Source organism: Mucilaginibacter koreensis (genome assembly GCF_054783355.1).
Window position 1 is genome coordinate 361,449 of the sequence record NZ_BAAGQS010000002.1, and the last position, 23,762, is coordinate 385,210.

At 45.0% G+C, this 23,762-nt stretch carries 16 protein-coding genes; 11 read left to right on the plus strand and 5 right to left on the minus strand.

Features of this window, described 5'->3' with window-relative positions; translation table 11 throughout:
* Positions 1 to 12: 12 nt before the first annotated feature.
* The 5 genes from ACYVNW_RS18250 to ACYVNW_RS18270 all read right to left on the minus strand — a co-directional run bounded on the left by ACYVNW_RS18250 (position 13) and on the right by ACYVNW_RS18270 (position 6,469).
* A complete protein-coding gene (locus ACYVNW_RS18250) occupies positions 13 to 387 on the minus strand; it encodes a response regulator (protein WP_460681349.1) in 375 nt (124 codons plus the stop codon).
* A gap of 44 nt (positions 388 to 431) precedes the next feature.
* Entirely contained in the window at positions 432 to 3,047 is a 2,616-nt protein-coding gene (locus ACYVNW_RS18255) for a PAS domain-containing protein (protein WP_460681350.1), read from the minus strand.
* Positions 3,048 to 3,141: 94 nt separating this feature from the next.
* The gene (locus ACYVNW_RS18260; RefSeq protein WP_460681351.1) at positions 3,142 to 5,310 is read right to left on the minus strand and encodes a TonB-dependent receptor; all 2,169 of its coding nucleotides are present in this window, start codon (positions 5,308 to 5,310) and stop codon (positions 3,142 to 3,144) included.
* Positions 5,311 to 5,438: 128 nt separating this feature from the next.
* Entirely contained in the window at positions 5,439 to 5,837 is a 399-nt protein-coding gene (locus ACYVNW_RS18265; protein WP_460681352.1) for a hypothetical protein, read from the minus strand.
* A gap of 8 nt (positions 5,838 to 5,845) precedes the next feature.
* Positions 5,846 to 6,469, minus strand: coding sequence for a LysE family transporter (locus ACYVNW_RS18270; RefSeq protein WP_460681353.1), 624 nt, complete (start codon positions 6,467 to 6,469; stop codon positions 5,846 to 5,848).
* 93 nt (positions 6,470 to 6,562) lie between these two features.
* On the opposite strand from ACYVNW_RS18270, the gene ACYVNW_RS18275 reads away from it, so the two are divergent.
* The 11 genes from ACYVNW_RS18275 (at position 6,563) to tamL (ending at position 23,762) form a co-directional block, all read left to right on the plus strand.
* Positions 6,563 to 7,489, plus strand: a complete 927-nt coding sequence (locus tag ACYVNW_RS18275) for a cobalamin-binding protein (RefSeq protein WP_460681354.1) — start codon at positions 6,563 to 6,565, stop codon at positions 7,487 to 7,489.
* A gap of 591 nt (positions 7,490 to 8,080) precedes the next feature.
* Entirely contained in the window at positions 8,081 to 8,959 is an 879-nt protein-coding gene (locus ACYVNW_RS18280) for a cell division protein FtsX (protein WP_460681355.1), read from the plus strand.
* A 4-nt stretch (positions 8,960 to 8,963) separates the two neighbouring features.
* On the plus strand, positions 8,964 to 9,251 hold the full coding sequence (locus ACYVNW_RS18285) for a DUF3098 domain-containing protein (protein ID WP_460681356.1): 288 nt from the start codon (positions 8,964 to 8,966) through the stop codon (positions 9,249 to 9,251).
* Positions 9,248 to 10,042, plus strand: coding sequence for an undecaprenyl-diphosphate phosphatase (locus ACYVNW_RS18290; protein ID WP_460681357.1), 795 nt, complete (start codon positions 9,248 to 9,250; stop codon positions 10,040 to 10,042). Before ACYVNW_RS18285 ends, ACYVNW_RS18290 begins: the two co-directional genes overlap by 4 nt.
* A gap of 144 nt (positions 10,043 to 10,186) precedes the next feature.
* A complete protein-coding gene (gene truB, locus ACYVNW_RS18295) occupies positions 10,187 to 10,906 on the plus strand; it encodes a tRNA pseudouridine(55) synthase TruB (RefSeq protein ID WP_460681358.1) in 720 nt (239 codons plus the stop codon).
* Between the two features lie 39 nt (positions 10,907 to 10,945).
* Positions 10,946 to 11,875 (plus strand): bifunctional riboflavin kinase/FAD synthetase, encoded by a 930-nt coding sequence (locus tag ACYVNW_RS18300; RefSeq protein ID WP_460681359.1) that lies wholly within the window; start codon positions 10,946 to 10,948, stop codon positions 11,873 to 11,875.
* Between the two features lie 759 nt (positions 11,876 to 12,634).
* On the plus strand, positions 12,635 to 14,563 hold the full coding sequence (gene dnaG, locus ACYVNW_RS18305) for a DNA primase (RefSeq protein ID WP_460681360.1): 1,929 nt from the start codon (positions 12,635 to 12,637) through the stop codon (positions 14,561 to 14,563).
* Positions 14,563 to 14,931, plus strand: coding sequence for a YraN family protein (locus tag ACYVNW_RS18310; RefSeq protein WP_460681361.1), 369 nt, complete (start codon positions 14,563 to 14,565; stop codon positions 14,929 to 14,931). Before dnaG ends, ACYVNW_RS18310 begins: the two co-directional genes overlap by 1 nt.
* Positions 14,932 to 14,939: 8 nt before the next feature.
* On the plus strand, positions 14,940 to 16,013 hold the full coding sequence (locus tag ACYVNW_RS18315; RefSeq protein ID WP_460681362.1) for a glutaminyl-peptide cyclotransferase: 1,074 nt from the start codon (positions 14,940 to 14,942) through the stop codon (positions 16,011 to 16,013).
* Positions 16,014 to 16,370: 357 nt separating this feature from the next.
* The gene (locus ACYVNW_RS18320; protein WP_460681363.1) at positions 16,371 to 21,479 is read left to right on the plus strand and encodes a translocation/assembly module TamB domain-containing protein; all 5,109 of its coding nucleotides are present in this window, start codon (positions 16,371 to 16,373) and stop codon (positions 21,477 to 21,479) included.
* A gap of 3 nt (positions 21,480 to 21,482) precedes the next feature.
* Positions 21,483 to 23,762 (plus strand): translocation and assembly module lipoprotein TamL, encoded by a 2,280-nt coding sequence (gene tamL / locus ACYVNW_RS18325; RefSeq protein ID WP_460681364.1) that lies wholly within the window; start codon positions 21,483 to 21,485, stop codon positions 23,760 to 23,762.

The window sequence follows — 23,762 nt, forward strand, 5'->3', positions numbered from 1 at the left end:
TAACTGGTGGGGTTAATCTCTCAGTAGTTCTTCCACTTTATCCAACAGGGTATTCATTTCGAAAGGCTTCTCTACAAAGCCATCAGCGCCGGCCTCGAGGGCAGAGCCGCCAATGTGGCGGCTGGCCGAGATCATGAGTACCGGGATGTGCCGAGTGTCAGGATGGGCTTTGATCTGCCGGCATATATCGCGGCCGTCAATCCCCGACATCCAAATGTCCAGTACAACAATATCAGGTTGCTTTGTTATCGCCATTTCGGGTACGTTGTTACCCTGAATGGTATGTACCACCTCGTAACCCATTACTTCAAACATCAGTACGGTAGCATCTACAATTGCTTCATCATCATCTGCCAGTAAAATGGTTTTAGTATCGGCTTTAATCATATTTTGTATACTGAACAATATTAACAGTGAAATTTTAAAATGTTTTAAGCTACAGGTGCCTCCACCGGGATTGCAAAGCAAAATGTAGAACCTTTGCCTTCAACTGAGTTGACCCATATTTTGCCCCCCATGCGTTTTACAATCTCCGACGAGATGTACAAGCCCAGGCCCAGACCCGGAAACGTATGCTCTTTGCTGCCGCTTACCCGGTAAAATTGTTCAAAAACGCGGTCTTTTTTATCCTGGCTGATGCCGATGCCAAAATCCTGCACGCAAAGCTGTACCTCGTGCCCGTGGTCTTCGGTATAAATAACAATCCGGTTGGCATCTGGCGAGTATTTGATGGCATTGGTAAGCAGGTTGGTAATTACCTGGCTGATGCGCTCACGGTCGCCCTGCATCTGGCGGTGAAACTTAAATTGTTTTTGAATAGCGTGCTTCTCGGTGGTGAGCTGTACACTTTCTACCACCTCCTCCAGCATCTGGTTAAAATCATAATGCGAGTAATGGAACTCCAGCCGTCCGGTGTTAATTTTGGTTACATCCAGCAAATCGCCAATGAGGCTGGTAAGGCGGTTCAGCTGTTTATCCATTTTGGCCACAATGGCCGCATTACGGGTATCGCCCGAGCGGGTGAACAGGGTTTCCATTACCTGTGCGTAAGCTTTAATACTGGTTACCGGCGTTTTAAGCTCGTGGCTGGCTACGCCCAAAAAGTTGTCTTTCTGGCGGGCCAGTTCTTTTTGCTCCTGTATATCGGTATTGGTACCATACCATTTTAAAATACGGCCTTCACTATCACGCAGGGGCAGGGCCTGTACCAGGTACCAGCGGTAGTTGCCCGATTTTTCGAGGCAGCGGTATTCGGTTTGAAAAGGTACACCTGTGGTGATGGAATGCTGCCAGGCATCCCAGGCGTTTTGCCGGTCATCAGGGTGGATTACATCAGTCCAGTTGGTGCCTAAGCTATTATCAATGCTAATGGCGCTAAGCTGGTTCCAGCGCTCGTTTACATAATCTATGTGCCCGTCTGGAGTACTCGTCCATACAATTACCGGAACCGAATCGGCCATAAAAGCCATTTCGGTTACCAGGGCGCTAAGTTCGGCATTTTTAACATCCAGGGCTTTGCGGGCGTTCAGCTCAGGGCGTAAATCGCGGGCAATGCCGGCAATGGCCACCGGCTCGTTGGTAATCTCTTCGCGTACCATAAACATTTGTTTATGAATCGGAATGATTTCACCGGTAACCTGGTGTACCAGTTCCAGCGGGCCCGACCACCTACCGGTTTTCAACAGTTGCGGTATCAACTCATCAGCAATTAAACGGTTGGATGCATCTGAGTGGTATTCATACAGCTGCTTACCATAATATTGCTCTTCTGTTAAGCCAATCAGTTCCCGGCCCGATTCGTTTAAATAAAGGGTATTGCCGTTGATGTCGCAATAATTGCAAAAATCTTCACTCACGTCAATCAGTGTAGCCAGGCGCTGCAGTTCGGCTTTGGCTTTCAGTTCGGGCCGCAAATCGCGCGCGGTAGCGCCCCGGCCAATCACCTCGCCGGTTTGCGGATCTTTAATGAGTATATAGTTTACCTGACATGGAATCACATCATGCGTTTTGCGGTTCATAAGGTGGATTACACCCTGCCAGCCCTTTTCACTGTCAATTTGCGGAATCACCCCTTGCTGTACCCGTTTAAATTCCTGCGGCTGGTAAAAATCCTGTGCGGTATAGTGGGTAACATCTTCGTGCTCATCTACACCTAATATGGTACGGGCTGCCGCATTCATATAAATCAGATTGCCTTCCATATCGGCAATTGACATGTGGTCGGCATTGCGCTCTACCAGGCTCAGTAATTGCAGTTCGCGCCTGCGGGCACCCGCCTCTGAGGTAACATCAAGTGCAGTACCGGCAAAGCGGTAAGGCTGGCCATCGGCATTAAAATAAGCATTGCCTTTGCAATGCAGCCAGCGTATTTTACCATCATCAGCACCCAGGGTTCTGAATTTTATATCATATACACCACCGGAGGCCGGGGTGAGGGCATAAGCTACTGCCCGGTTTACACGCTCCACATCGGCTGTGTGCATATATTTCAGCACCTGCTGATAGGGCACTCTATCTTCTTTCGAGAAACCGTAAAGTTCTTTGCAGCGGTCATCCCAAATTACTTCGTTAGTTTCGAGGTTTAAATCCCAGGTGCCCATACCGGCCGACTGTAGCGCGAATGACATGCGCTCTTCGGTTTCGCGTATGCGGGCACGGCTTAATACCAATTCGGTAACATCGGCAGCTGTATTGATAATCGCCTCGGTTTGGCCTTCGGCATTCTTTAAAGGTTTGTAGGTAAATGTAAAGTAAAAGCTTTGCAGGCGCCCGTCTACTACCAAATCGGCACGGCCTTCTTTTGCAACATATGGTTCACCGGTGGTATATACTTGTGCCAGCAAATCATGAAAAGGCTGACCATCTAACTCCGGTAAAGCTTCGCGCAGTGTCTTGCCGATAACAGATGCTTTTTTTCCCCATAAATTCAACATGGCTTCGTTGGCCACGCTGATTATCATATCAGCTCCACTGTATATTGCGGTAGGCATAGGGGAGGCTTCAACTAAAGGCTGAAAGTGAGTATGATCGGTAATTTGGGTTGACATAGATAGAATGTAAAATAACAAAGTTACAAATTCCGGCTATAGAAATACACCATTAAGGAATATATGTAGCCCTAATTTGTGTATGGTGTGAAAATTATATTTTAACTCTTAACGCTACATTGAATACACGGCCGTCAATAGGAGCCCATATCGGGCGGAACACCGGGTGTGCAATGGTGCCGGTGTACAAGCTTTCGTAGCGGGATTGCCTGAAATCGTTAATGTTTTCGCAGTTGACCACCAAGCTTACATGGCCGCCAAATTTCCGCTCAACCATAGCTGCTAGGAATGGGAAATTGCGTACCCGCTGGTTATTATAGATGTACTGATTGGTTTCCAGGCTGCCTTCAATACCGAAGCGCCACTGCCCTTCAATTTCGTAAGCAATGGTAGTTGAGAACTTGTTTTGGGGGCTGAATGGCAAATACACCGTTTGATTACTACGCGCTTCTTTTGATACGGTATGGTTATACCCGAAGTACAACTCCAGTTCATCAACCTTAAGCCTGATATAAGTATCTGTACCTGCTGAATTGATACGATAGGCTGCGTTATCAAGCGATACGGTATTGTTAGCATTGATGATAGGAATTAAAGGATTATTGATGCGGGTATAGTATAGGGCCTGGTCAATATCGAGCGTAGCCTCGTCACTGAATTGAAGGTGGTAGTTGGCATCGAAATTAACACCAACGGAGCGTTCGCTCTTTAAATCCGGACTGGCCGGTACCAGGTTGCTATAGCTGCCTGCCAGGGTTTCGGGTATAAAAATATTAGGAGCTTTGTACCCCAAGCCACTGCTTAAGCGCACCGATAAATTGCTTAGGGGTTTATATAGCAACGCAATACGGGGCAGCACGAACCAGCCATAACGGTTATGGTGATCGGCCCGGAGGCCACCTTCGGCCAGTAATTTGTTGGTAATGTGCCAGCCATCCTGGGCAAAGGCACCAAGCGTGTGGTAAGTATAATCGGTGAGGGGGGTAGGGTCTGAGGGTAACTTGTGAAAGTATTCGCCGGTGTAATTAATACCCATCACAATATCATTACCAGAAGCTCTGATATAATCGGATGCCTCAACATAGCTCAAAAGCTGGTTGCCTTTAAAATTAAAACCGTCGTCCTGGTTGATGAGCCGGTAGTTGCTTACACTGCCTTTAATGGTAAGCCGGTTAGCCGTATCAATATCATTACGGTAATGTACATCGGCAGTGTGCCTGTTCGATATGTTTTTTTCGAGGTAGGTGTGCAGGGCATCGGCCTGGTTGTTCAGTACCTGCATATCGCCGCCACGGCGGTCTTCATAGGTATAAGCATACCCGGCATCCAGTTGCGAGTGCGTATTGATGTAATAAAACAGGCGCGGATGAATGATGGTAGAATTCAGCTTGGGCACATCAGCAAAGCCATCTTTATTCACGTCAACCGGGTTTTGCAGGGTTTGTTGTGCGAGCATGGTAAAACCCAGTTTCCCCCAGCGCTGTGCAAAATAACTGTTGAGGTTGTTTTCTTTCAGGGTTGAATGGTTAAGTGTAAAAGAAAGTTCACGCTCGGTAGCAGGCGCTTTGGAAATGAAATTGATAATACCTGCAATGGCCCCGCCTCCGTATAGGGTAGATGATGATCCTTTTACAATTTCAATTTGCTTTAAATCTAACGGCGGAATAGAAAGTACCCCAAAGTTGCCCGAAAAGCCATCGAACAGGGGCAGGCCATCACGCAGTAACTGCGTATACCGGCCATCCAGACCCTGCATGCGTATAGTAGTGTTACCTGTAGTGGCCGATGTTTGCTGCACGTGGATCACCGACAAATCTCCCAGGATACTGGCCACGTTCCCCGGTTTTATCTGGTTCTCTTCCTCCATTTCTTCCTGGCCCAATACTTCAACCTTCATGGGTAAATCCTCAATGCGCGAGTTGGTGCGGGTAGAAGAAATAACCACCTCATTAATTTCGGTAGATAAAGATTTCAAATTAACCGTCAGTACCTGTGAAGTATCTGTTAACGGGAATGTAAGCGGGACGGATAGTGTATGATAGCCGATAAAGCTAAACACCAGTACCTGATTGCCTGCGGGTATGTGCGTGAGCAGTGCCCGTCCCTGGGCATCAGTACTTGTACCGTTGGTAGTGTTTTTAATAGCGGCGGTTACGCCGGGCATAGGTTCATGGGTGGTGCTGTCTTGCACCAGCATATGCAATTGATGCTGTGCCATGGCGGTATTACCTACCAATAGCAGCAGCCATAAAAAATATTTCATGTAATGGGTTTTAGCAGAGTTTTCCGGGCGCAGCTGCACAGCCTTTCAGGCAAACCCATAGGCAGGGCTGCTATCCGTTCAAAATCCGGTTAGCAATAAGTGTGATTTTTAAAAAAGGAAAGGGAAGATCAGGCAGTAACCGGAGGACGGAAAAATTCGTTGCTGTAGCCCAAATCAGGCAGCGAGTCATTTTGAATATGGTATCTGCGCAGTACAAACTGTGGTTTAATGGCGGACAGGGTAGCCGACTGTAAAATAAAGTTTAATGGATTGGCGGCATGTTGAAACTGCACGGAAGCATAGGGGATAGGGCAGCCCTTGTAAGTATCAGCACCAAATATAGCTTCTCCGTTCAGCAGGTAATCCACCACAAAATCGGCAATACCGATATCTTGCGGGTCATCAATGTTCATGTACTGTTGATACATACCTGGAATATCGGCTAACAGCGCGAAATCGCCTTTAGGTAACAGTATATTACCCAGCAGGAAATGAATAGCCAGTAAACCGGTAATTATACGCTTCAAGTGTAACGTCAGGAATGATTGAGGAGCAAATATAACTGTTTGATGATGTGGTAAGCCGCAAAGCCAAAAAATAATACAGCGATACTGATATTAATGACCTTAGTGCTTAAAGCAAATTTTTGCTGAATGTATACGGCTGATTTGGCATAAGCCAGCAAGCATAAAAAAGCACCGGCAGCCGAACCTAAACTAAATATAATGAGGGCTACATGGCCGGCCAGTATCCAGTTATGGGAAATTACATAGGTGCCAGCAATCATCCAGAAGGGGATTTGCATAGGGTTTAAAAAACCTAACAGAATACCATAACGCACACTTTCCTGGCTGGAGTATTCGGCTTTAGGCGGCTTGTTGCGGTTGAGCCAGGTAATGGTGCCGAGGGTACTGAACATCACAATCATCACCCAATCAATAATGGTACTTACGTGCGCCTGCTGTGAAAGCCAGCGGGCGGCGTGCATTACAAAAAAGGTAAAAAAGAACTCAACTGATGAAAAGGCGATAATGAAACGCATGGCCTGGTTCATGCCCCGGTTAATGGTGAGCTGGGTTAAGGTAAGGTTGATATTGCCGGGCGGAATGTAGCCGATAAAATTGGCGATGAGCCCCACAAAGAAAGTAAGCACGATCATGGCTTCAAAAATAAGTAGCTTTTTGAGTTTTAAGTGACATTTGATGTTTAAGCTACCCTGAAATTAGGTTTAATTTGCACAAAAATTTTAACGATGTCCGTTCAACGCATTATTTCTCTGCTGCCCGCTGCCACCGAAATTGTATGTGCCCTTGGTTTGGAAAGCCAACTGGTGGGCCGCTCGCACGAGTGTGATTACCCAGAAAGTGTAAAGGCACTGCCGGTATGCACCGAGGCGCACATTCCTGACGGGTTGAGCAGCGCTGCCATTGACCATAAAGTAAAGGAAATGCTGCAGGATGCTTTGTCGGTGTACTCGGTAAAGCGCGAGGAGGTAAAGGCCTTGCAGCCCGATGTAGTGATTACCCAGGCGCAATGCGAGGTATGTGCCGTATCACTGCCCGAGGTGGAGCAGGCGCTGGATAACTACCTGGAAAAACCGGCATCTATAATTTCACTGCAACCCAACTCACTTAACGAGGTACTGGCAAATATTGTTGAGGTAGCCAATGCTCTGCAGGTGAAGCCGCAGGCTGATAGTTTGATTGAAGCAATGGAGGAGCGCCTGGATATTGTGCGCCATAAGCTGAAGTTCATGGAAAACAAGCCCACAGTAGCTTGTATAGAATGGCTGGAGCCACTGATGATATCCGGCAACTGGATACCTGAAATGGTGCAGATTGCCGGCGGTACCCCTGTGCTGGCTTCGGCTGGTAAACATTCGCCTTATATAGAGTGGGTGGATTTGCAACTGGCCGACCCGGAAGTAATTGTGGTAATGCCCTGCGGGTTTTCTATCGGGCGTACCTTAAAAGAAATGAATATCCTGCTGCAACTCCCCGGCTTTGCCGGCCTGAAAGCGGTAAAGAACAAACGCCTTTACATTGCCGACGGCAATCACTACTTCAACCGCCCCGGCCCGCGTGTGGTAGATGCGGTTGAAATTTTAGCTGAAATGATTTACCCCAAGCAATTCATTTTCGGGCATGAAGGTGAGGGGTGGATTAAGTTTGATGTGTGAGCGTTAGTGAGGTTGTGTTTCATTATGACTTGGTTGTAATTTATGAGCGTCAGTGGATGTTACTTTCTTTTTTCCGCAAAAAGAAAGTAACCAAAGAAAAACTCGTGGCTGCGTCTTTTTCTTTGAGATGTGCAGTGCTTGGGCGGCCGGTAATGGTTACCGAAAAAGCCAAGGCCACATAGCTTAAGGTATGGGCGGTTCGTGGTGGCAGTTGTTAATACTGCTTTTAATTCATACTTTAAAATTCTGTTCATTCTGTCAATTCTATAAATTCCAGGTCAGGCATTCTTGCGTTAGGGATAGCAGCGGAAAGCCCGCAACGTTAGCGAGGACTTGCAGCGAATAGCCCGGGCCGAAGGCAACGCCCAAAATAATCAAAGCATAAATCAACTATCAAACTTTAAAAGCACTTCAATTTTATACCTTCCCATCAACTTTATATAACCAAAGTTAAAAATCAAGTTTAAGCAATACATCCATATTACCGCAAAAAGTTAATTTCTGTTAAATTAGCTGTGGCGTTGCCGATAAAAACGTTTTTAATTTTACCTTTAGGCTGTGTTTGCTATTTTCGCAATTCATTAGCAACGTATGGAAGAATTTGAAGCAAGTACAGCCGCCAAGAAAACCAAAACCATTTATATTTCTACCGTATTTGGTATTGCCATGGTGCTGCTGATGTTGGGCTTGTTGGGCCTGATACTGGTACATGCCAATAACCTGTCGCGTTATATTAAGGAAAATATGGTGGTGAACGTGTTTGTGGATGAAAGCGCGCGCGAAACCGATGTGCTGCAACTGCAAAAGCAACTGGAAACCAACAAATATGTAAAGCAGAGCCAGTACGTAAGTAAAGAGCTGGCCGCCCGCAATTTGCAAAAAGACTTAGGCGAAGATTTTGTGCGCTTTCTGGGCGTTAATCCACTGTCGCAATCTATTGATGTATACATCAAAGCCGACTATGCCAACAATGCAGATTTAAGTAAGTTCAGTGCCGAATTATTGAAAAACCCCCTGGTGCAAGAGGTGAAATACCAACAGTCGCTGGTAGATACCATGAATAAAAATCTTGGTAAAATCAGTTTAATTATACTGGTGTTTGCAGGTATATGGGCGGTAGTTTCTGTAGCGCTCATTAACAATACCATCAGGCTGGCTATTTATTCGCAGCGTTTTCTGATTAAATCTATGCAACTGGTGGGTGCTACTAAAGGGTTTATCCGCAAGCCGTTTTTACTGTACGGCATCTGGCATGGCATATTGGGTGCATTAATTGCCATAGTTATATTAATGGGTATGCTATACTTTGCTGTTCAGGAAATACCTGATTTGGTCATACTACAAAGCCCTATAGAGTTTGGCATTGTGTTTCTGCTGGTTATTGGCCTGGGTATTTTTATCTCGGCCTTCAGTACCATTTTTGCAGTGAACCGCTTTTTACGTTTAAAAATTTACGATTTATACCGATAAACATATGGCACAACAATTTAATAAGCCAACCCGCCCGGTAACCACCGGCGGCCGTTATACACCAAAAGCGGCAGCAGAGCCGCAGCAGCCGGTAACTTTTGTATTTACCAAAACTAATTACCAACTACTGACTGTTGCTATTGCATTGGTAACGCTTGGCTTTATATTAATGAGCGGCACCACCGATATCTACAGCAATACCAAAATTGTAGTAGCGCCTATTGTGGTTTTAGCCGGCTTTGCCATGGGTTTTTACGCCATCCTTAAAAAGCCTGCCGACGCTAAAATATGAGTTTATTTCATGTCATCATTCTGGCCATTATTGAAGGCCTGACAGAGTTTTTGCCGGTATCATCTACCGGGCACATGGTTATTGCTTCATCGGCCATGGGCATAGCCAGTAATGATTTTGTAAAGCTGTTTACAGTAGCTATTCAATTAGGCGCTATCCTTTCGGTGGTAGTACTATACTTTAAAAGATTTTTCCAATCGGTTGATTTTTATCTGAAACTGATTGTTGCCTTTATTCCTGCTGCCATATTTGGTCTGCTATTCAGTAAAAAAATTGATCAACTGCTGGAAAGCGCTTTAACAGTGGGCATCACTTTGTTTGTTGGCGGTATTATTCTGTTGTTTGTTGATAAATGGTTTAATACTGCAACGGTTAAGGAAGAGAAGAAAGTAGATTATTTAACCGCTTTAAAAATCGGCTTTTTCCAGTGTATCGCCATGATTCCCGGCGTGTCACGTTCGGCAGCTACCATTGTGGGCGGTATGTCGCAAAAGCTAAGCCGCAAAGCTGCTGCCGAGTTTTCATTCTTTTTGGCCGTACCTACCATGTTTGCAGCTACCGCTAAAAAGCTGTTAGACTTTTATAAAGAAGGGCACAAATTTACCGGCGAGGAAATTAAAATGCTGGCTGTGGGCAACGTGATTGCATTTGTTGTTGCTTTACTGGCTATCAAAACTTTTATTACTTTTCTGGAGCGTCGCGGTTTTCAGCTGTTCGGTTGGTATCGTATCCTGTTGGGGGGCGCTATCATCATTTTATATGTAAGCGGTCATAATCTGCAAATGATTTAAGCTTCTGAAAAATACACTCATCAGCCTGTGCTTGCAAAAAGCACAGGCTTTCTTTTTTGATGTTGTTGTTTAATATAATCAGCTTCGCTGCCACAGGCAGCTAAATGGGTTGCATTCATTACCTTTGCGGCTTAATTGATTTAATTGAGTACGCCATTTACATCCATACAAGACTTTGCCGAAGGGCAACTGCTGCTGATTAACAAACCCTACCGCTGGACCAGTTTCGACATTGTAGGCAAAGTGCGAAACGCCTTTAAGCCGCTTAAACTAAAAGTGGGCCATGCCGGTACGTTAGACCCCCTGGCCACCGGTTTGCTCATTGTTTGTACCGGTAAGCTTACCAAACAAATAGACACCTTTCAGGCACAGGAAAAGGAATACACCGGAACCATTACATTAGGGGCCACCACACCCTCTTATGATATGGAAACCGAGCCCGACCAGCACTTTGACATCAGCAATTTAACCGAAGAGCAGATCCTCTCCGCTATTGAACCATTTGTAGGCGATATTCAGCAATTTCCGCCGCCGCATTCAGCCGTTAAGGTTAATGGCGAGCGTTTGTACGAAAAAGCCCGCAGGGGCGAGGAGGTGGAATTGCGCCCCCGTAATGTAACCGTACGCGAGTTTGAACTTACCCGTATCGAATTACCTGAAATTGATTTCCGTATTGTGTGCAGCAAGGGAACCTATATCCGTTCCTTGGCGCATGATTTTGGTAAGGCGCTGAATAATGGGGCTTACCTGTCGCGCCTGCGCCGTACCCGGAGCGGCGAGTTTAAGGTAGAAAATGCTTGGGAAGTGATGGAACTGGTGAATATCATCCGCGAGTTAAAAGTTGAACCCGGAGTAGAGAAATAAACTATTTTTGCGCTTTAAGGTTAGCCTTAATTATCTGCTATGAAAATCTATCATCATCTGGATGAGTTTAAGCCGGTCAGGAATGCCGTAGTTACCATTGGTACTTTTGATGGGGTGCACATTGGGCACCGTAAAATTGTTGCCGACCTGAAACAACGGGCGGCAGCTACCGGAGGAGAAACCGTGTTGTTAACCTTTTTTCCGCATCCGCGCATGATTCTTCACCCGGAGGATGAACATCTGAAGCTGATCAATACCATCAACGAGCGGGCCGAGCTGTTAGCGCAGGCCGGCATTGACCATTTAATTATTACACCCTTCTCACGCGATTTTTCAAACCAGCAGGCCGAAGATTATATCCGCGAAGTACTGGTAGAAAAAATAGGCGCCAAAACACTGGTAATTGGGTATGATCACCGTTTTGGTAAAGACCGCCAGGGTGGCCTCGCTCAGTTGCAGGCCGCAGCCCCCGTGTATAATTTTACGGTTGATGAAATACCAGAGCAGGATATCAACGAAGTTGCTATCAGTTCAACCCGTATCCGCGAAGCATTACTCAAATCAAATATTGAAGCAGCTAATGCATTTTTAGGCTATCCTTTTTTTATTACCGGCAAGGTAATTCGCGGCGACCAGATTGGCCGACAATTAGGTTACCCTACGGCCAACCTGCAGGTAGAGGAAACATACAAAATTATCCCCGCCGATGGGATATTTGCAGTTACCGTTACCATTGAAAGTCAAACATATCAAGGTATGGCTTATATCGGCCATCGCCCTACCATCAACGGCATGACCCGTAACATTGAGGTAAACATTTTTAGTTTCAATCAGGAAATTTACAACCAAACTGTCCGCCTTCATTTCCATTATTTCGTTCGCCACGATGTAAAGTTCACTTCGCTGGAAGCTTTAACTGAGCAGTTGGGAAAAGATAAAGTAGAGGTGTTGAAGTTGTTGAATGGGTAGGAGTTTTGATGTATTGTAGTTTGGTTTTTGGTGCTATTCGCCGGTTGGGTTCGTGCTTTATGATTGTTCGTTTACTTTTTGCTTGATCAAAAAGTAACAAAAAATCAAGTCGATCCCGCTTAGGCTTTTTTGCCGCACGGGGCCAGCCCTGCAAAGGCGGTCAGCACCACAGGCTGTTTAGTGTTTGCGTATGTGCGGCTTGTGCTTTAATGAGTGGTAGTGCAAACACTAAAAGGCCTCTTCCTGCGCACAAGGCCAGCGAGTGCTGCCCGCCTTTCGCCTAAAGCTGAGGGGCTGACAGAGAAGGAAGAGAATCAAGAGCCAAGAACCAAGAGCCAAGAAACAGGGATTATGAAAGAACAAGCAACGTACACGCATCACCATCACGTCATTGCGAGGAACGAAGCAATCTTTCTGCGCTTTGCCTTAATCAGGCGCAGAGAGATTGCTTCGTTACTCGCAATGACGTGCTTGAGGGAATACCTCTTCGCCCAGGCGCGGTGGGCTGGCAGAAGCCGCCCGGGCCATGCGTTGGACTTGTGCGGGGAAGGATTGTTTCTGCCTTGATTTTTTGTTACTTTTTGATCAAGCAAAAAGTAAACTAACATTCATAACAGCACAAACCCAAACTAGCACCTAGCAAAAACACAACTAATCACAAATGTTAATAACCTGTTGAAAATTATCCACCTTGATTTTCAACCCTTATTGATTAACTTAGTTAATGATAAAAAGGCATTGATTAGCTTTGCTAAACGAATGATAACGAAGCCCACGATAGACCGCATAATGGAGGCCACTGATGTAGTGGAAGTGATAGGGGAGTTTGTGCAGCTTAAAAAGCGTGGTGCCAACTATATCGGGCTGTCGCCCTTTGCCAACGAGAAAACGCCTTCGTTCACCGTATCTCCGGCCAAAGGTATTTTCAAAGATTTTTCCTCGGGCAAAGGCGGTTCGGCGGTTACTTTTTTGATGGAGCATGAAAAGTTCAGTTACCCTGAAGCTTTGAAATGGCTGGCCAAAAAGTACAATATTGAGGTTGAAGAGCTAAACGACAAGCCCGAGAACCGCGAGGAAGAGAACCGTCGCGAAAGCCTGATGATTGTTTCCAATTACGCGGCTAAATTTTTTCAGCATAGTTTATTAGAAACCGATGAAGGCAAACGCATTGGTTTAAGCTATTTCAAAGAACGTGGCTTCAGTACCGAAATTATTAAAAAATTCGAGCTTGGTTACTCGCCTGATCAATGGGAGGCTTTTACCTCGCAAGCGATTAAAGAAGGTTATCAAGCAGAGTTTCTGGAAGAAAGCGGCCTCTCGGTAAAACGCGACAACGGCTCGATGTATGACCGTTACCGGGGCCGGGTTATGTTCCCTATCCACGGCTTTACCGGTCGGGTAATTGCCTTCGGCGGGCGTACCTTGAAAACCGAAAAATCGGTACCCAAATATGTTAACTCGCCCGAGTCGGAAATCTATCATAAATCCAATGTACTATATGGCCTGTTTTTTGCCAAGAAAGCCATACGCGATGAAGATAATTGTTACCTGGTAGAAGGTTATGCTGATGTGCTTTCGGTGCATCAAGCCGGTATTGAAAATGTGGTGGCCTCATCAGGTACATCATTAACCGTTGAGCAAATCAGGCTGATTGGCCGCTTCACTAAAAATATCACCATTCTGTATGATGGCGATGCGGCAGGTATCAAAGCCTCGCTGCGTGGGCTGGATTTGATTTTAGAAGAAGGCCTCAATGTAAAAGTGGTATTATTCCCGGATGGGCACGACCCGGATTCTTATGTGCGGCAGGTAGGCAGCAATGCGTTTAAAACCTACATCGACCAAAATAAAAAAGATTTCATTTTATATAAAACCGGCATCTTATTAAAAGAAGCCGGAAGTGACCCTATCCGTAAGGCAGAGGTGATACGCGAAATTGTGGAAAGCATTGCCAAGGTGCCCGATTCCATTAAAGCTTCGGTATTCATCCGCGAGTGCAGCCAGCAATTGCAGATAGACGAGCGCATTTTGCTGAGCGAGCTGAACAAGATGCGCCTCAGCAAGGCCAAAAAGAATAACCAGCAACCTAACTTGCTGCCCGAAGATGTTGCAGGGCCGCCCGACCAGCTGATTACTGAGCCGCAGACAAAACCTTCAAATGATGGCTTGCCGCAGGAGCGAGAAATTGTACGCCTACTGTTATGTTATGGCAACCGCATTATAGATTGGGATGGCATTGCCAACACCTATATCGGCCCCTTCATCATCGCCGAGTTGAGCGATGTGGAATTTGAGCACGATGTATGTAAGCGCTTTGTGGAGCTGTACAAAACCGAAGTAGAAAACGGTAACCTGCCCGAAGAGCAGGAGTTTATCCATAGCGAAGACCGGGCAATTGTAGATCTGGCCGTCGACCTGATTTCTACCAAGTACGTGCTGAGCGATAATTGGTACGAAATGCACAAAATTATAGTGCACGATGAGCAGCAGAACATGAAGGGCACTATACTGGGTGCTATCTTCCACCTCAAAAAGCAAAAAGTAGGTAAAATACTAGAAGGCATACGCCTGGCCTTACAACAATCTGAGTCGGCCGAGGACCAGGAAATATTGATGAGCCAGTACTTGCACATGAAAAAGATAGAAAAGACCATCACCGATTACCTGGGTTCGGTCATCATCAAATAATGGCGCAGCACCTCGAACTGGGCCGCAGGGGCGAGGAGCTGGCCAAGGCTCATTTGCTGCAGGGAGGCTATGAAATCATTACTCAAAACTGGACTTATCGCAAAGCCGAGGTTGACCTTATTGCCCGCCACCAAAACCAGCTGATATTTGTAGAAGTAAAAACACGTAGCGGTAACCGCTACGGCGAGCCCGAGGATTTTGTGGATGCCCGTAAGCAAAAGCTGCTGGCCATGGCTGCCAACGAGTATGTGTATCAAACCGCTTTTGAGGGCGAGATACGCTTTGATATTATTGCCATTTTGTTTAACGCACAAAAAGAGTTTACTTTAAGCCATATTAAAGATGCCTTTTGGCCGTTAGCCCTGTAATACAATTCATGAAAAAGCAATTCATTTATGCGTTGGCCGCCATTGCGCTGGCCGGCAGTTGCAAAAATAATCCCGACGTAAGCACCCAGATTTTCATCAGCCCCGATGCAGGTACCACTTATCCCCTGGGGCAGCCGGTACAGGTGAAGGTAAGCTATCCTTCAAGCATGAAGGTGGATTCGGTAGTTTACTTTGCCGACTCTGCCCGGGTGGCTTCCGGCAAAGACTCGGCTACCATTACCCTGAAAACGGATGGTTACATGACAGGGCTGAAAACCATTACGGCCAAACTGTATGAAGGTGGCAAACCCCAGGAAGTAAGCACTAATATCGTACTGCTGGCCGCTAAAGCACCCGAAGAATATACCTACCAGGTAGTAAAATCTTTTCCGCATGATACCACTTCCTTTACCGAAGGGCTGGAGTATCATGATGGCTATTTGTACGAGAGTGACGGTGGTACGCCTACAGACGGCACAGGCTTATCCAGCTTGCGTAAAGTGGATATTAACACAGGTAAAGCAGTGCAAAAGCTGGATGGTGACCCAAAGATTTTTAATGAAGGCATTACTCTGATTGATGGCAAGCTGATTCAGCTAACTTATAAAGATCATGTTGGCTTTGTGTACGATGCCAAAACATTCAAAAAGTTGAGTACCTTCCCATATCAGGCCGGTGCCGAAGGATGGGGCTTATGTAACGATGGCAAGAAGCTATACACTACAACTACGGGTACCAATCAAATAGTCATACTTAACAAGGACACTTACCAAAAAGAAGGGGAGATTGATGTATATGATGATAAAGGCCCGGTCAATAACCTGAATGAAATCGAATTAGTTGATGGCCTGTTTTACGTCAATATTTGGCAAACGGACACCATTGTAGTGGTTGACCCTAAAAACGGTGCAGTAGTGAGGCGGGTGAATTTAGCAACGTTATATCCTGAAGATGACCGTCATGCTGATGGGGAAAATATTGATGTGCTCAACGGGATAGCCTGGGATGCCGAAGGCAAGCGCTTGTTCATCACCGGCAAAAAATGGCCTAAGCTATACCAGGTGAATTTTGTAAAGAAATAGGTTGGATTAAGAGAAAAGGCTCTGTAAACTAATCTGATTAAACGAAAGAGGTGCCCGATAAGGCACCTCTTTTGCTTATATATATAAATGTATGCTCTTCAGCCACAAAGCAATATTTATGTGTTAAACTAAGAAGAGGCACTACATAAACCCATCACTATACTGGAATACAATCCAGCCTAACATTTTTAGGTTTTCCACACATTTCCCTTCCTGAAAACAACCCGCTTTTAAAGTTGTTGCTTTATCAATTGACTACTCCTGTATAGTTCAATGGCAATGACCGGCTGGTCAGGTTTGCACACTTATTGTACTACTTAAGGGAATAACAATCTTCACCTTCGAAAATCTACTAATTTGGAACGATTTGGACGTATAGCGCTAAAAACTATTCTTTGGATAATAGCGAGTGTCATCTTTTTGGTGATACTTGTAGTGGTTTTGATACAGGTACCCGCTGTGCAGAACTTTGCCAAAGATAAAGCAGTAACTTTTTTACAAAACAAGATTCACACCAAAGTTGAAATAGGCCATATTACCTTAGGTATTCCTAAAATGCTGGTGCTGGAGGATGTTTATTTTGAGGATCAAAAAAAGGACACTTTAATTGCCGGCGATAAACTGAAAGTTGATATTGATATGCTTGCCCTGTTGAAAAGCAAGGTACAGATCAATGAAATTAACTTACAAGGTATTACAGCCAAAGTAAGCCGCGACCGCGACAGCACATTCAATTTCGATTATATTATTAAGGCCTTTAGCAGTGAACAGAAAAAGGAGCCTAAGCCTACTGACACGACTTCTACTTTAAAATTTGCACTTGATAAAATTATACTTGATCGTATTAATATTTCTTACAAGGATTTAACTACCGGCAACGACGTTAAATTTTTACTGGGCCACTTTGATACCCGTATCAAAAATTTCGATCTGGATAAGATGAAGTTCAGCATCCCCAAAATCAATCTGTCGGATGTGGATGCAGTGGTAATTCAAACACCTTCAGGTTCATCTATTAAGCAGGCCGCAACGGTAGACACCGCAACTACACCATTAAATTTAACGCTTGATTTAGGTACCATTGATGTATCAAAAGTGCGTGTTAACTACCGCAGCAACGAAATGGCTACTAAGGTAAACTTAGGCCAGTTTACGGTGGAAATGGATGACATCGATCTGAAGAATCAAAAAGTTGCCATCAAAAGCATTGCTTTGAATAATACCAAGGCAGCGCTTCGGTTAGCTAAGCCTCAAACTGTACAAAAAGCAGTAGAACAAACGGTTAAAAAGATAGATACACTGGTATCAAAAACCCAGGCAAAAGGCTGGGCCGTCACTTTAGCTAAACTGCAGTTTCAGAATGATGATGTAAAGTTTGACAATGACGCACAGGCCCCTATCCGCCGCGGGCTGGATTACGGTCACATGGACATCAAAGGCCTGAACACTGAACTGGAAGATTTAAGCTATAACCCGGATACCATTTCGGGTAAAATTAAATCGCTAACCTTTAGTGATAAAAGCGGTTTGGCCGTTAAACAGTTCCACACTAACTTTTTCTATGGGCCGCATAATGCTTACCTGAATGATTTGCTGCTGCAAACGCCACAGTCTACCATTCAGCGCCAGTTGCAGGTGAGTTATCCTTCCATCGAAAGCTTGAGTAAAAATATTGGCGCTTTGCGCGTTAATGCCAATTTAGATGGTACTGTATTGGGGTTAAAAGATGTACTGCTGATTATGCCAACTATGGCCAGCATGCCGCCTTTTAACCGGATGCCCAATGGCAAGCTAAGGGTAAATGGCCGTATTATAGGCGCGGTGAATAACCTCAATATCCCTAATGTTGAAATCAGCGGGTTAACAGCTACACACATTAAAGCATCAGCTGTATTGAAAGGATTGCCTGATGTAAACAAAGCGTATTTTGATGTTAACATCGCCGACTTTAACATCAACCGCCGCGATATTTATAGCGTAGCGCCGGCCGGTTCTATTCCGTCAAACATCACCATTCCCGAGCAGTTGAACCTGAAAGGAACGTTGAAAGGGCGCATGAATGATTTTAATACCCGCCTCAACTTACGTTCCAGTTTGGGTAATATGACTGCGGTAGCCAGTGCCAAAAACATCATGAGCACTAATAAAAATGCTGCAGTATATAATGCTGATGTGCGTACCAGCGGCTTAAATGTAGGTGCTTTAATTAAGCAGCCGCAAATGGTAGGCCGGGTAACTGCCGCCTTAAAAGTGCAGGGCAAGGGTTTAGATCCCAAACATGCCAGTTTGCGCTTTAGCGGCAATGTAAGCAGTGCTTATGTGAAGGGGTATTTATACCGTAACCTGGTAATGCGTGGTACGGCTACCAACGGGCAGTACGCAGTAAACGCCCGCATGGCTGATCCTAATATTAATTTCAATCTGGACGCTACGGCTAATATGAACCGCAAGTATCCGTCAGTAAAAGCCAATATACTGCTGGATAGCATTAACCTGCAACGCTTGCATTTCACTACTACCGATATGCGCCTGCATGGTAAAATTGTGGCCGATGTGCCTACTGCTGATCCGGATTATTTAAATGCCAATGTGTTGGCTACCGAATTGCTTTATGCCAGCGGTACCCAGCGTATTGCTATAGATACGGTAAGCCTGGTGTCGACCGCTAATGCCGATAGCAGTTCTTTACGTTTAAAGACACCATTTGCCAGCGCACATTTAGGCGGCAAATACAAGCTGACAGAAATTGGTACAGCTATGCAGGATGTGGTAAATAAATATTTTAATACCGCTTTGGCTGCAGGTCCGGCTGCTAAACCGGGCAAATACTCGCCACAGCAGTTTAATTTTGATTTGCGCGTAGTTAAAACACCGCTGGTTACACAGTTTGCTCCCGATTTAAAACAACTGGATCCCATTAATATCAATGGCCGTTTCAACAGTACATCTGGTGAGTTGGTAGTGAACGGAACCATGCCACGTATTATTTACGGTACTAACGTAGTAGATAACGGTAAACTGAACATCAACACCGGAAACAACGCCCTGAACTACGCCTTAACCTTCGACCAGATCAGCACCGGGCCAAGTATCAAAATTTTATACCCAAGCATTTCAGGGGCTGCGCAAAACAATAAACTGAACATTAGCCTGCAGGTGCGGGATGCCTCTAAAAAGGAACGCTATCGTATAGCAGGGGTGTTTAATGTGGTGCCCAATGCTTACCAGTTCAGCTTCCTGCAAAATGGTTTATTGCTGGATTATACGCCATGGGCAGTTAATGCCGATAACTTCTTTCAGTACGGTAACAAGGGTATACTGGCACACAATTTTGCTATTACCAACAGCAACCAGGTGTTGAGCATCAACAGTAACCCGCAAACGCCGAATGCACCGCTGGATGTAAGGTTCGATAACTTTAAGATAGAAACTTTAACCCGCCTGGCTCAGCAGGATTCATTACAGGTAGGTGGTACTATTAACGGTACAGCCAACGTAAGCAACGTGCAAACCACACCGCTGTTTACCGCCAATATGAATGTAAGCGATTTCAGCTTTAAAGGCGATACCGTTGGTAACATCGCCATTAAAGTAAATAACCAAACTGCCGGTGCGTATGCCGCCAATGTAAGCATTACAGGTAAAGGCAATCAGGTAGATTTAACAGGCTTATACTATACGGCCGATAGCCGTATGGACATGAACCTGAATATTGTTAACCTAAGCATGAAGAGCATTGAAGGCTTTAGCTTTGGCAACCTGAAAAATGCAAGCGGTAACATTACGGGTGCGTTGAAAATCACAGGTACGCCATCGGCACCGGCTGTGCGGGGCGATGTTAATTTTAATAAGGTTGCCTTTAACGTGGCCATGCTCAACTCGTACTTTACCATGCCGAATGAAAGCATCACCTTCAATAATGATGGTATTGTATTTAACGATTTTACCCTGGTAGATTCTACCGGAAATAAAGCCATACTGAGCGGTACTTTATATACAAAAACGTTTACTGATTTTCGCTTCGGGCTGGATTTACGCATGGACAACTTCAGGGCCATGAATTCTACCCAAGCTGATAACCACCTGTATTATGGTCAGCTATATTTAGATAGTCGTATAAGAGTCCGGGGTGATTTAAATAAACCAGTGGTAGATGGTACCTTAACCGTAAATGACAATACCAATCTCACCATTGTACTTCCTACTACCGATCCAAGTGTGGAGGACCGTAAGGGGGTAGTTGAGGATATTGACCAGGATGCACCGAAGCTTGATTCCATCTTAATGGCCAAGCGATTGGATTCATTGAAGCAAACTGAGGTAACCGGCATGGATGTGAACATGACGGTGAAGATTAATAAGAATGCCAACTTCAACATCGTGATTGATGAGCGCAATGGCGATGTGGTACATATTAAAGGTGAGGCTAATTTGCAAGGCGGTATCGACCCAAGCGGTAAAACCAACCTGACCGGTACCTATGTAGTTAACCAGGGTTCATACCAGTTATCATACGCTACAGTAAACCGCAGGTTTGATTTCAAACCCGGCAGCACCATTACTTGGACAGGAGACCCTACCAGCGCGAACATTGATTTGACTGCCATTTATGTGGCCAATATTCCGCCGATTGATTTGGTAAGCAATCAACTGGGTGCAGCAGATTTAACGGTATACAAACAAAAGCTGCCATTTAACGTGAATCTGAATTTGCGTAATCAGTTATTAACGCCTCGCATCAGTTTTGGCATCACCCTGCCCGACAGTAATTATACCGTACCTACTGAGGTCATCAATACGGTGAATACCCGCTTGGATCAAATCAGGCGCGATACCAATGAGTTGAACAAGCAGGTGCTGGGCGTATTGGTACTGGGCCACTTTATCGGAGATAATATCTTCCAGAGCCAGGGCGGCGGCGGTGGCGTAGAAGGCGCCGTACGTAACAGTGTGAGCAGTTTACTTTCAGATCAGTTGAATAAAATTGCAGGTAACCTGATTGCCGGGGTAGATGTGAATTTTAATCTTACTTCGGGCGAGGATTACTCAACAGGCACAGCGCAAAATCGGACGGATTTAAATGTAGGATTGTCCAAGCGATTCCTGAATGACCGGCTGACGTTTACCGTAGGCAACAACTTTAACCTGGAAGGGCAAAACCAGCCGGGACAAAAGTCATCCAACATAGCGGGCGATGTGGGTGTCAATTATAAATTGAGTAAAGACGGGCGCTATACACTACGGGCCTACAGGCGCAACGAATATATTGTGATACAAGGCCAGGTGGTTGAAACAGGCGTGGGCTTTACCCTTACTACTGATTATAACCGCTTCAAAGAGATATTCCGCCTGCGCTCAAGAGAGGAGCGGAGGATGCGGAAGCAAATGAAGCAGGAAGCAAAAGAAAGAGATGAAAGATTACCGGTGCAAGACGTACCTAAAGCACAATCTACACCTACAAACTAAACCATGAGGAAACATTTAACCGTTTTAACTATAACATCAGTACTATTAAGCGCCTGCAGTAATACCAAGTATCTGGCACCCGGCCAGAAATTGTATACCGGCGGCGAGGTTAATATTACAGATAAGAACAATACCAGCAGTAATGAGAACAAAGCCCTAACTACAGATTTGGAGGGGCTGTTACGGCCTAAACCTAATTCCAGTATTTTAGGGCTGCGTTATAAACTGTATTTATATAACCGTTTTTATACTACAAAAAAGAAGGGCTTACGTCATTGGCTATTCTCAAAAGGAGAGCCGCCTGTACTGGTGAGTTCGGTTAACTTAACAGATAACAGTACTATTTTGCAAAACCGCTTGCAAAATGTGGGTTACTTTCAGGCCCAGGTGAGCGGCGATACCATAACCAAAGAAAAAACCGGCAAAGCCGTATATAGTGTACTTACCGGCCCTGCTTATCATTATCGCAAAGTAATTTTCCCTCAGGGTAAAGACCCGTTAGATACTGCGGTAACCGGAACCTCTGCCAAATCATTGATTAAGGTAGGAGATAAATATAATTTAGATGTGGTAAAAAATGAGCGCCTGCGCATTGATGCCCGTTTAAAAGAAGAAGGCTTTTATTATTTCGCGCCCGAAAACTTATTACTGCGCCGCGATACTACCGTAGGTAACCACCAGATAGATGCCTTTTTGGTAGTGAAGCCCGAAACACCGGATAAAGCCCGTCGTATTTATACCATCAACAATATTTATTTGTACCCTAATTATTCATTACGCGATACATCACTGAAGAAAGACTCTGCCATAAAATATCGTTGGTATAATGTAATCGATCCTAAGCACACTGTAAAACCCTATACTTTCAAAAATTCAGTATTGCTGCAGCCGGGCGATGTGTATAACCGCACGGAACATAACAATTCATTAAACCGCTTTATTGATTTGGGGCCGTTTAAGTTTGTGAAAAACCGGTTCGAAGATGTATCTACCGATTCATCTAAACTTGATGTATACTACTTCCTTACCCAATATCCTAAAAAATCATTACAGCTGGATTTGCTGGGCCGTACTACATCAGCTAACTACAACGGTACGCAAATCAACTTAACTTGGCGCCACCGTAATGCATTTAAAGGGGCAGAAGCGCTGTCTTTCACCTTCTTTGCAAGCAGCGACGGACAAATTGGAGCCCGTAACGGTGGCTATGCTTTGTCTCAGGTTGGTGCAACTACTACCTTATCTTGGCCACGCTTTATTAGTCCGTTTAATTTTAAAAGTGATAACGCCTACATTCCGCGTACTAACTTAACCTTGGGGTATTCTGTAATCAGAAGAAGCCAGTTATATACGTTAAACTCGTTTAATGGCTCATTTGGTTACCAGTGGAAGGAGAATATACATAAGCAGCATGAACTGAATTTATTGAACGTCACTTATGTAAAACCCATTGATACTACCAAAAAGTATCTGGATAGTATACGTACCACACGCAATCCTTCACTCAAGCACGTAATTGATCCTCAATTTACATTTGGCCCGAGCTATAGCTATACCTATACCAATACTACCGAAACTTACCGTACCAATACCTGGTATTATAATGGCCGGGTAAGTGAGTCTGCTTCTTTAGTAGGTATATTTTCAGGCGCTGATACTTTAGGCGGTAAGCCTAAAACATTATTCGGCTCAACTTTTAACCAATATGTGAAGTTGGAAAATGAGTTAAGATATTATCATAAATTAGGCCCCAACAGTAGTATTGCTGCACGTGTGCTGGCTGGTTTTGGTATACCCTTCGGCAACTCAACCATATTGCCTTATAGTCAGCAGTTTTTTATTGGCGGACCAAATAGTTTAAGAGGTTTCCGTGCGCGGTCCATTGGTCCGGGTACTTTTGACCCAACCACTTATACCAACAATACTCCCAATTACAATAATTTCTTGGCCGACCAATCAGGCGATATCCGTTTGGAAGCTAATGTTGAGTACCGTCCTAAGCTATTTAGTATTGTTTATGGCGCTGTATTTCTGGATGCCGGTAATATCTGGAACCTGCACTACCAGCGCGGACTGGAGGGCGGCACCTTCGGGAAAAACTTCTATCAGCAGTTAGCGGTTGACGGCGGTGTAGGTTTGCGCTTTGATGTTACCGTTTTGGTAGTGCGTACCGATTTGGGTATACCTTTTCGTAAGCCCTGGCTTCCTTCGGGCCAGCAGTGGTTCAATAATTTACAAGGCAAAGATCTGGTGTTTAATTTAGGTATCGGTTATCCATTCTAA

Bases quoted from the DNA above. Each gene is read 5' to 3' on its own strand.
- ACYVNW_RS18250 (WP_460681349.1), bottom strand. From the start codon at position 387: ATGATTAAAGCCGATACTAAAACCATTTTACTGGCAGATGATGATGAA.
- ACYVNW_RS18255 (WP_460681350.1), bottom strand. From the start codon at position 3,047: ATGTCAACCCAAATTACCGATCATACTCACTTTCAGCCTTTAGTTGAA.
- ACYVNW_RS18260 (WP_460681351.1), bottom strand. From the start codon at position 5,310: ATGAAATATTTTTTATGGCTGCTGCTATTGGTAGGTAATACCGCCATG.
- ACYVNW_RS18270 (WP_460681353.1), bottom strand. From the start codon at position 6,469: ATGATCGTGCTTACTTTCTTTGTGGGGCTCATCGCCAATTTTATCGGC.
- ACYVNW_RS18275 (WP_460681354.1), top strand. From the start codon at position 6,563: ATGTCCGTTCAACGCATTATTTCTCTGCTGCCCGCTGCCACCGAAATT.
- ACYVNW_RS18280 (WP_460681355.1), top strand. From the start codon at position 8,081: ATGGAAGAATTTGAAGCAAGTACAGCCGCCAAGAAAACCAAAACCATT.
- ACYVNW_RS18285 (WP_460681356.1), top strand. From the start codon at position 8,964: ATGGCACAACAATTTAATAAGCCAACCCGCCCGGTAACCACCGGCGGC.
- ACYVNW_RS18290 (WP_460681357.1), top strand. From the start codon at position 9,248: ATGAGTTTATTTCATGTCATCATTCTGGCCATTATTGAAGGCCTGACA.
- ACYVNW_RS18300 (WP_460681359.1), top strand. From the start codon at position 10,946: ATGAAAATCTATCATCATCTGGATGAGTTTAAGCCGGTCAGGAATGCC.
- dnaG (WP_460681360.1), top strand. From the start codon at position 12,635: ATGATAACGAAGCCCACGATAGACCGCATAATGGAGGCCACTGATGTA.
- ACYVNW_RS18310 (WP_460681361.1), top strand. From the start codon at position 14,563: ATGGCGCAGCACCTCGAACTGGGCCGCAGGGGCGAGGAGCTGGCCAAG.
- ACYVNW_RS18315 (WP_460681362.1), top strand. From the start codon at position 14,940: ATGAAAAAGCAATTCATTTATGCGTTGGCCGCCATTGCGCTGGCCGGC.
- tamL (WP_460681364.1), top strand. From the start codon at position 21,483: ATGAGGAAACATTTAACCGTTTTAACTATAACATCAGTACTATTAAGC.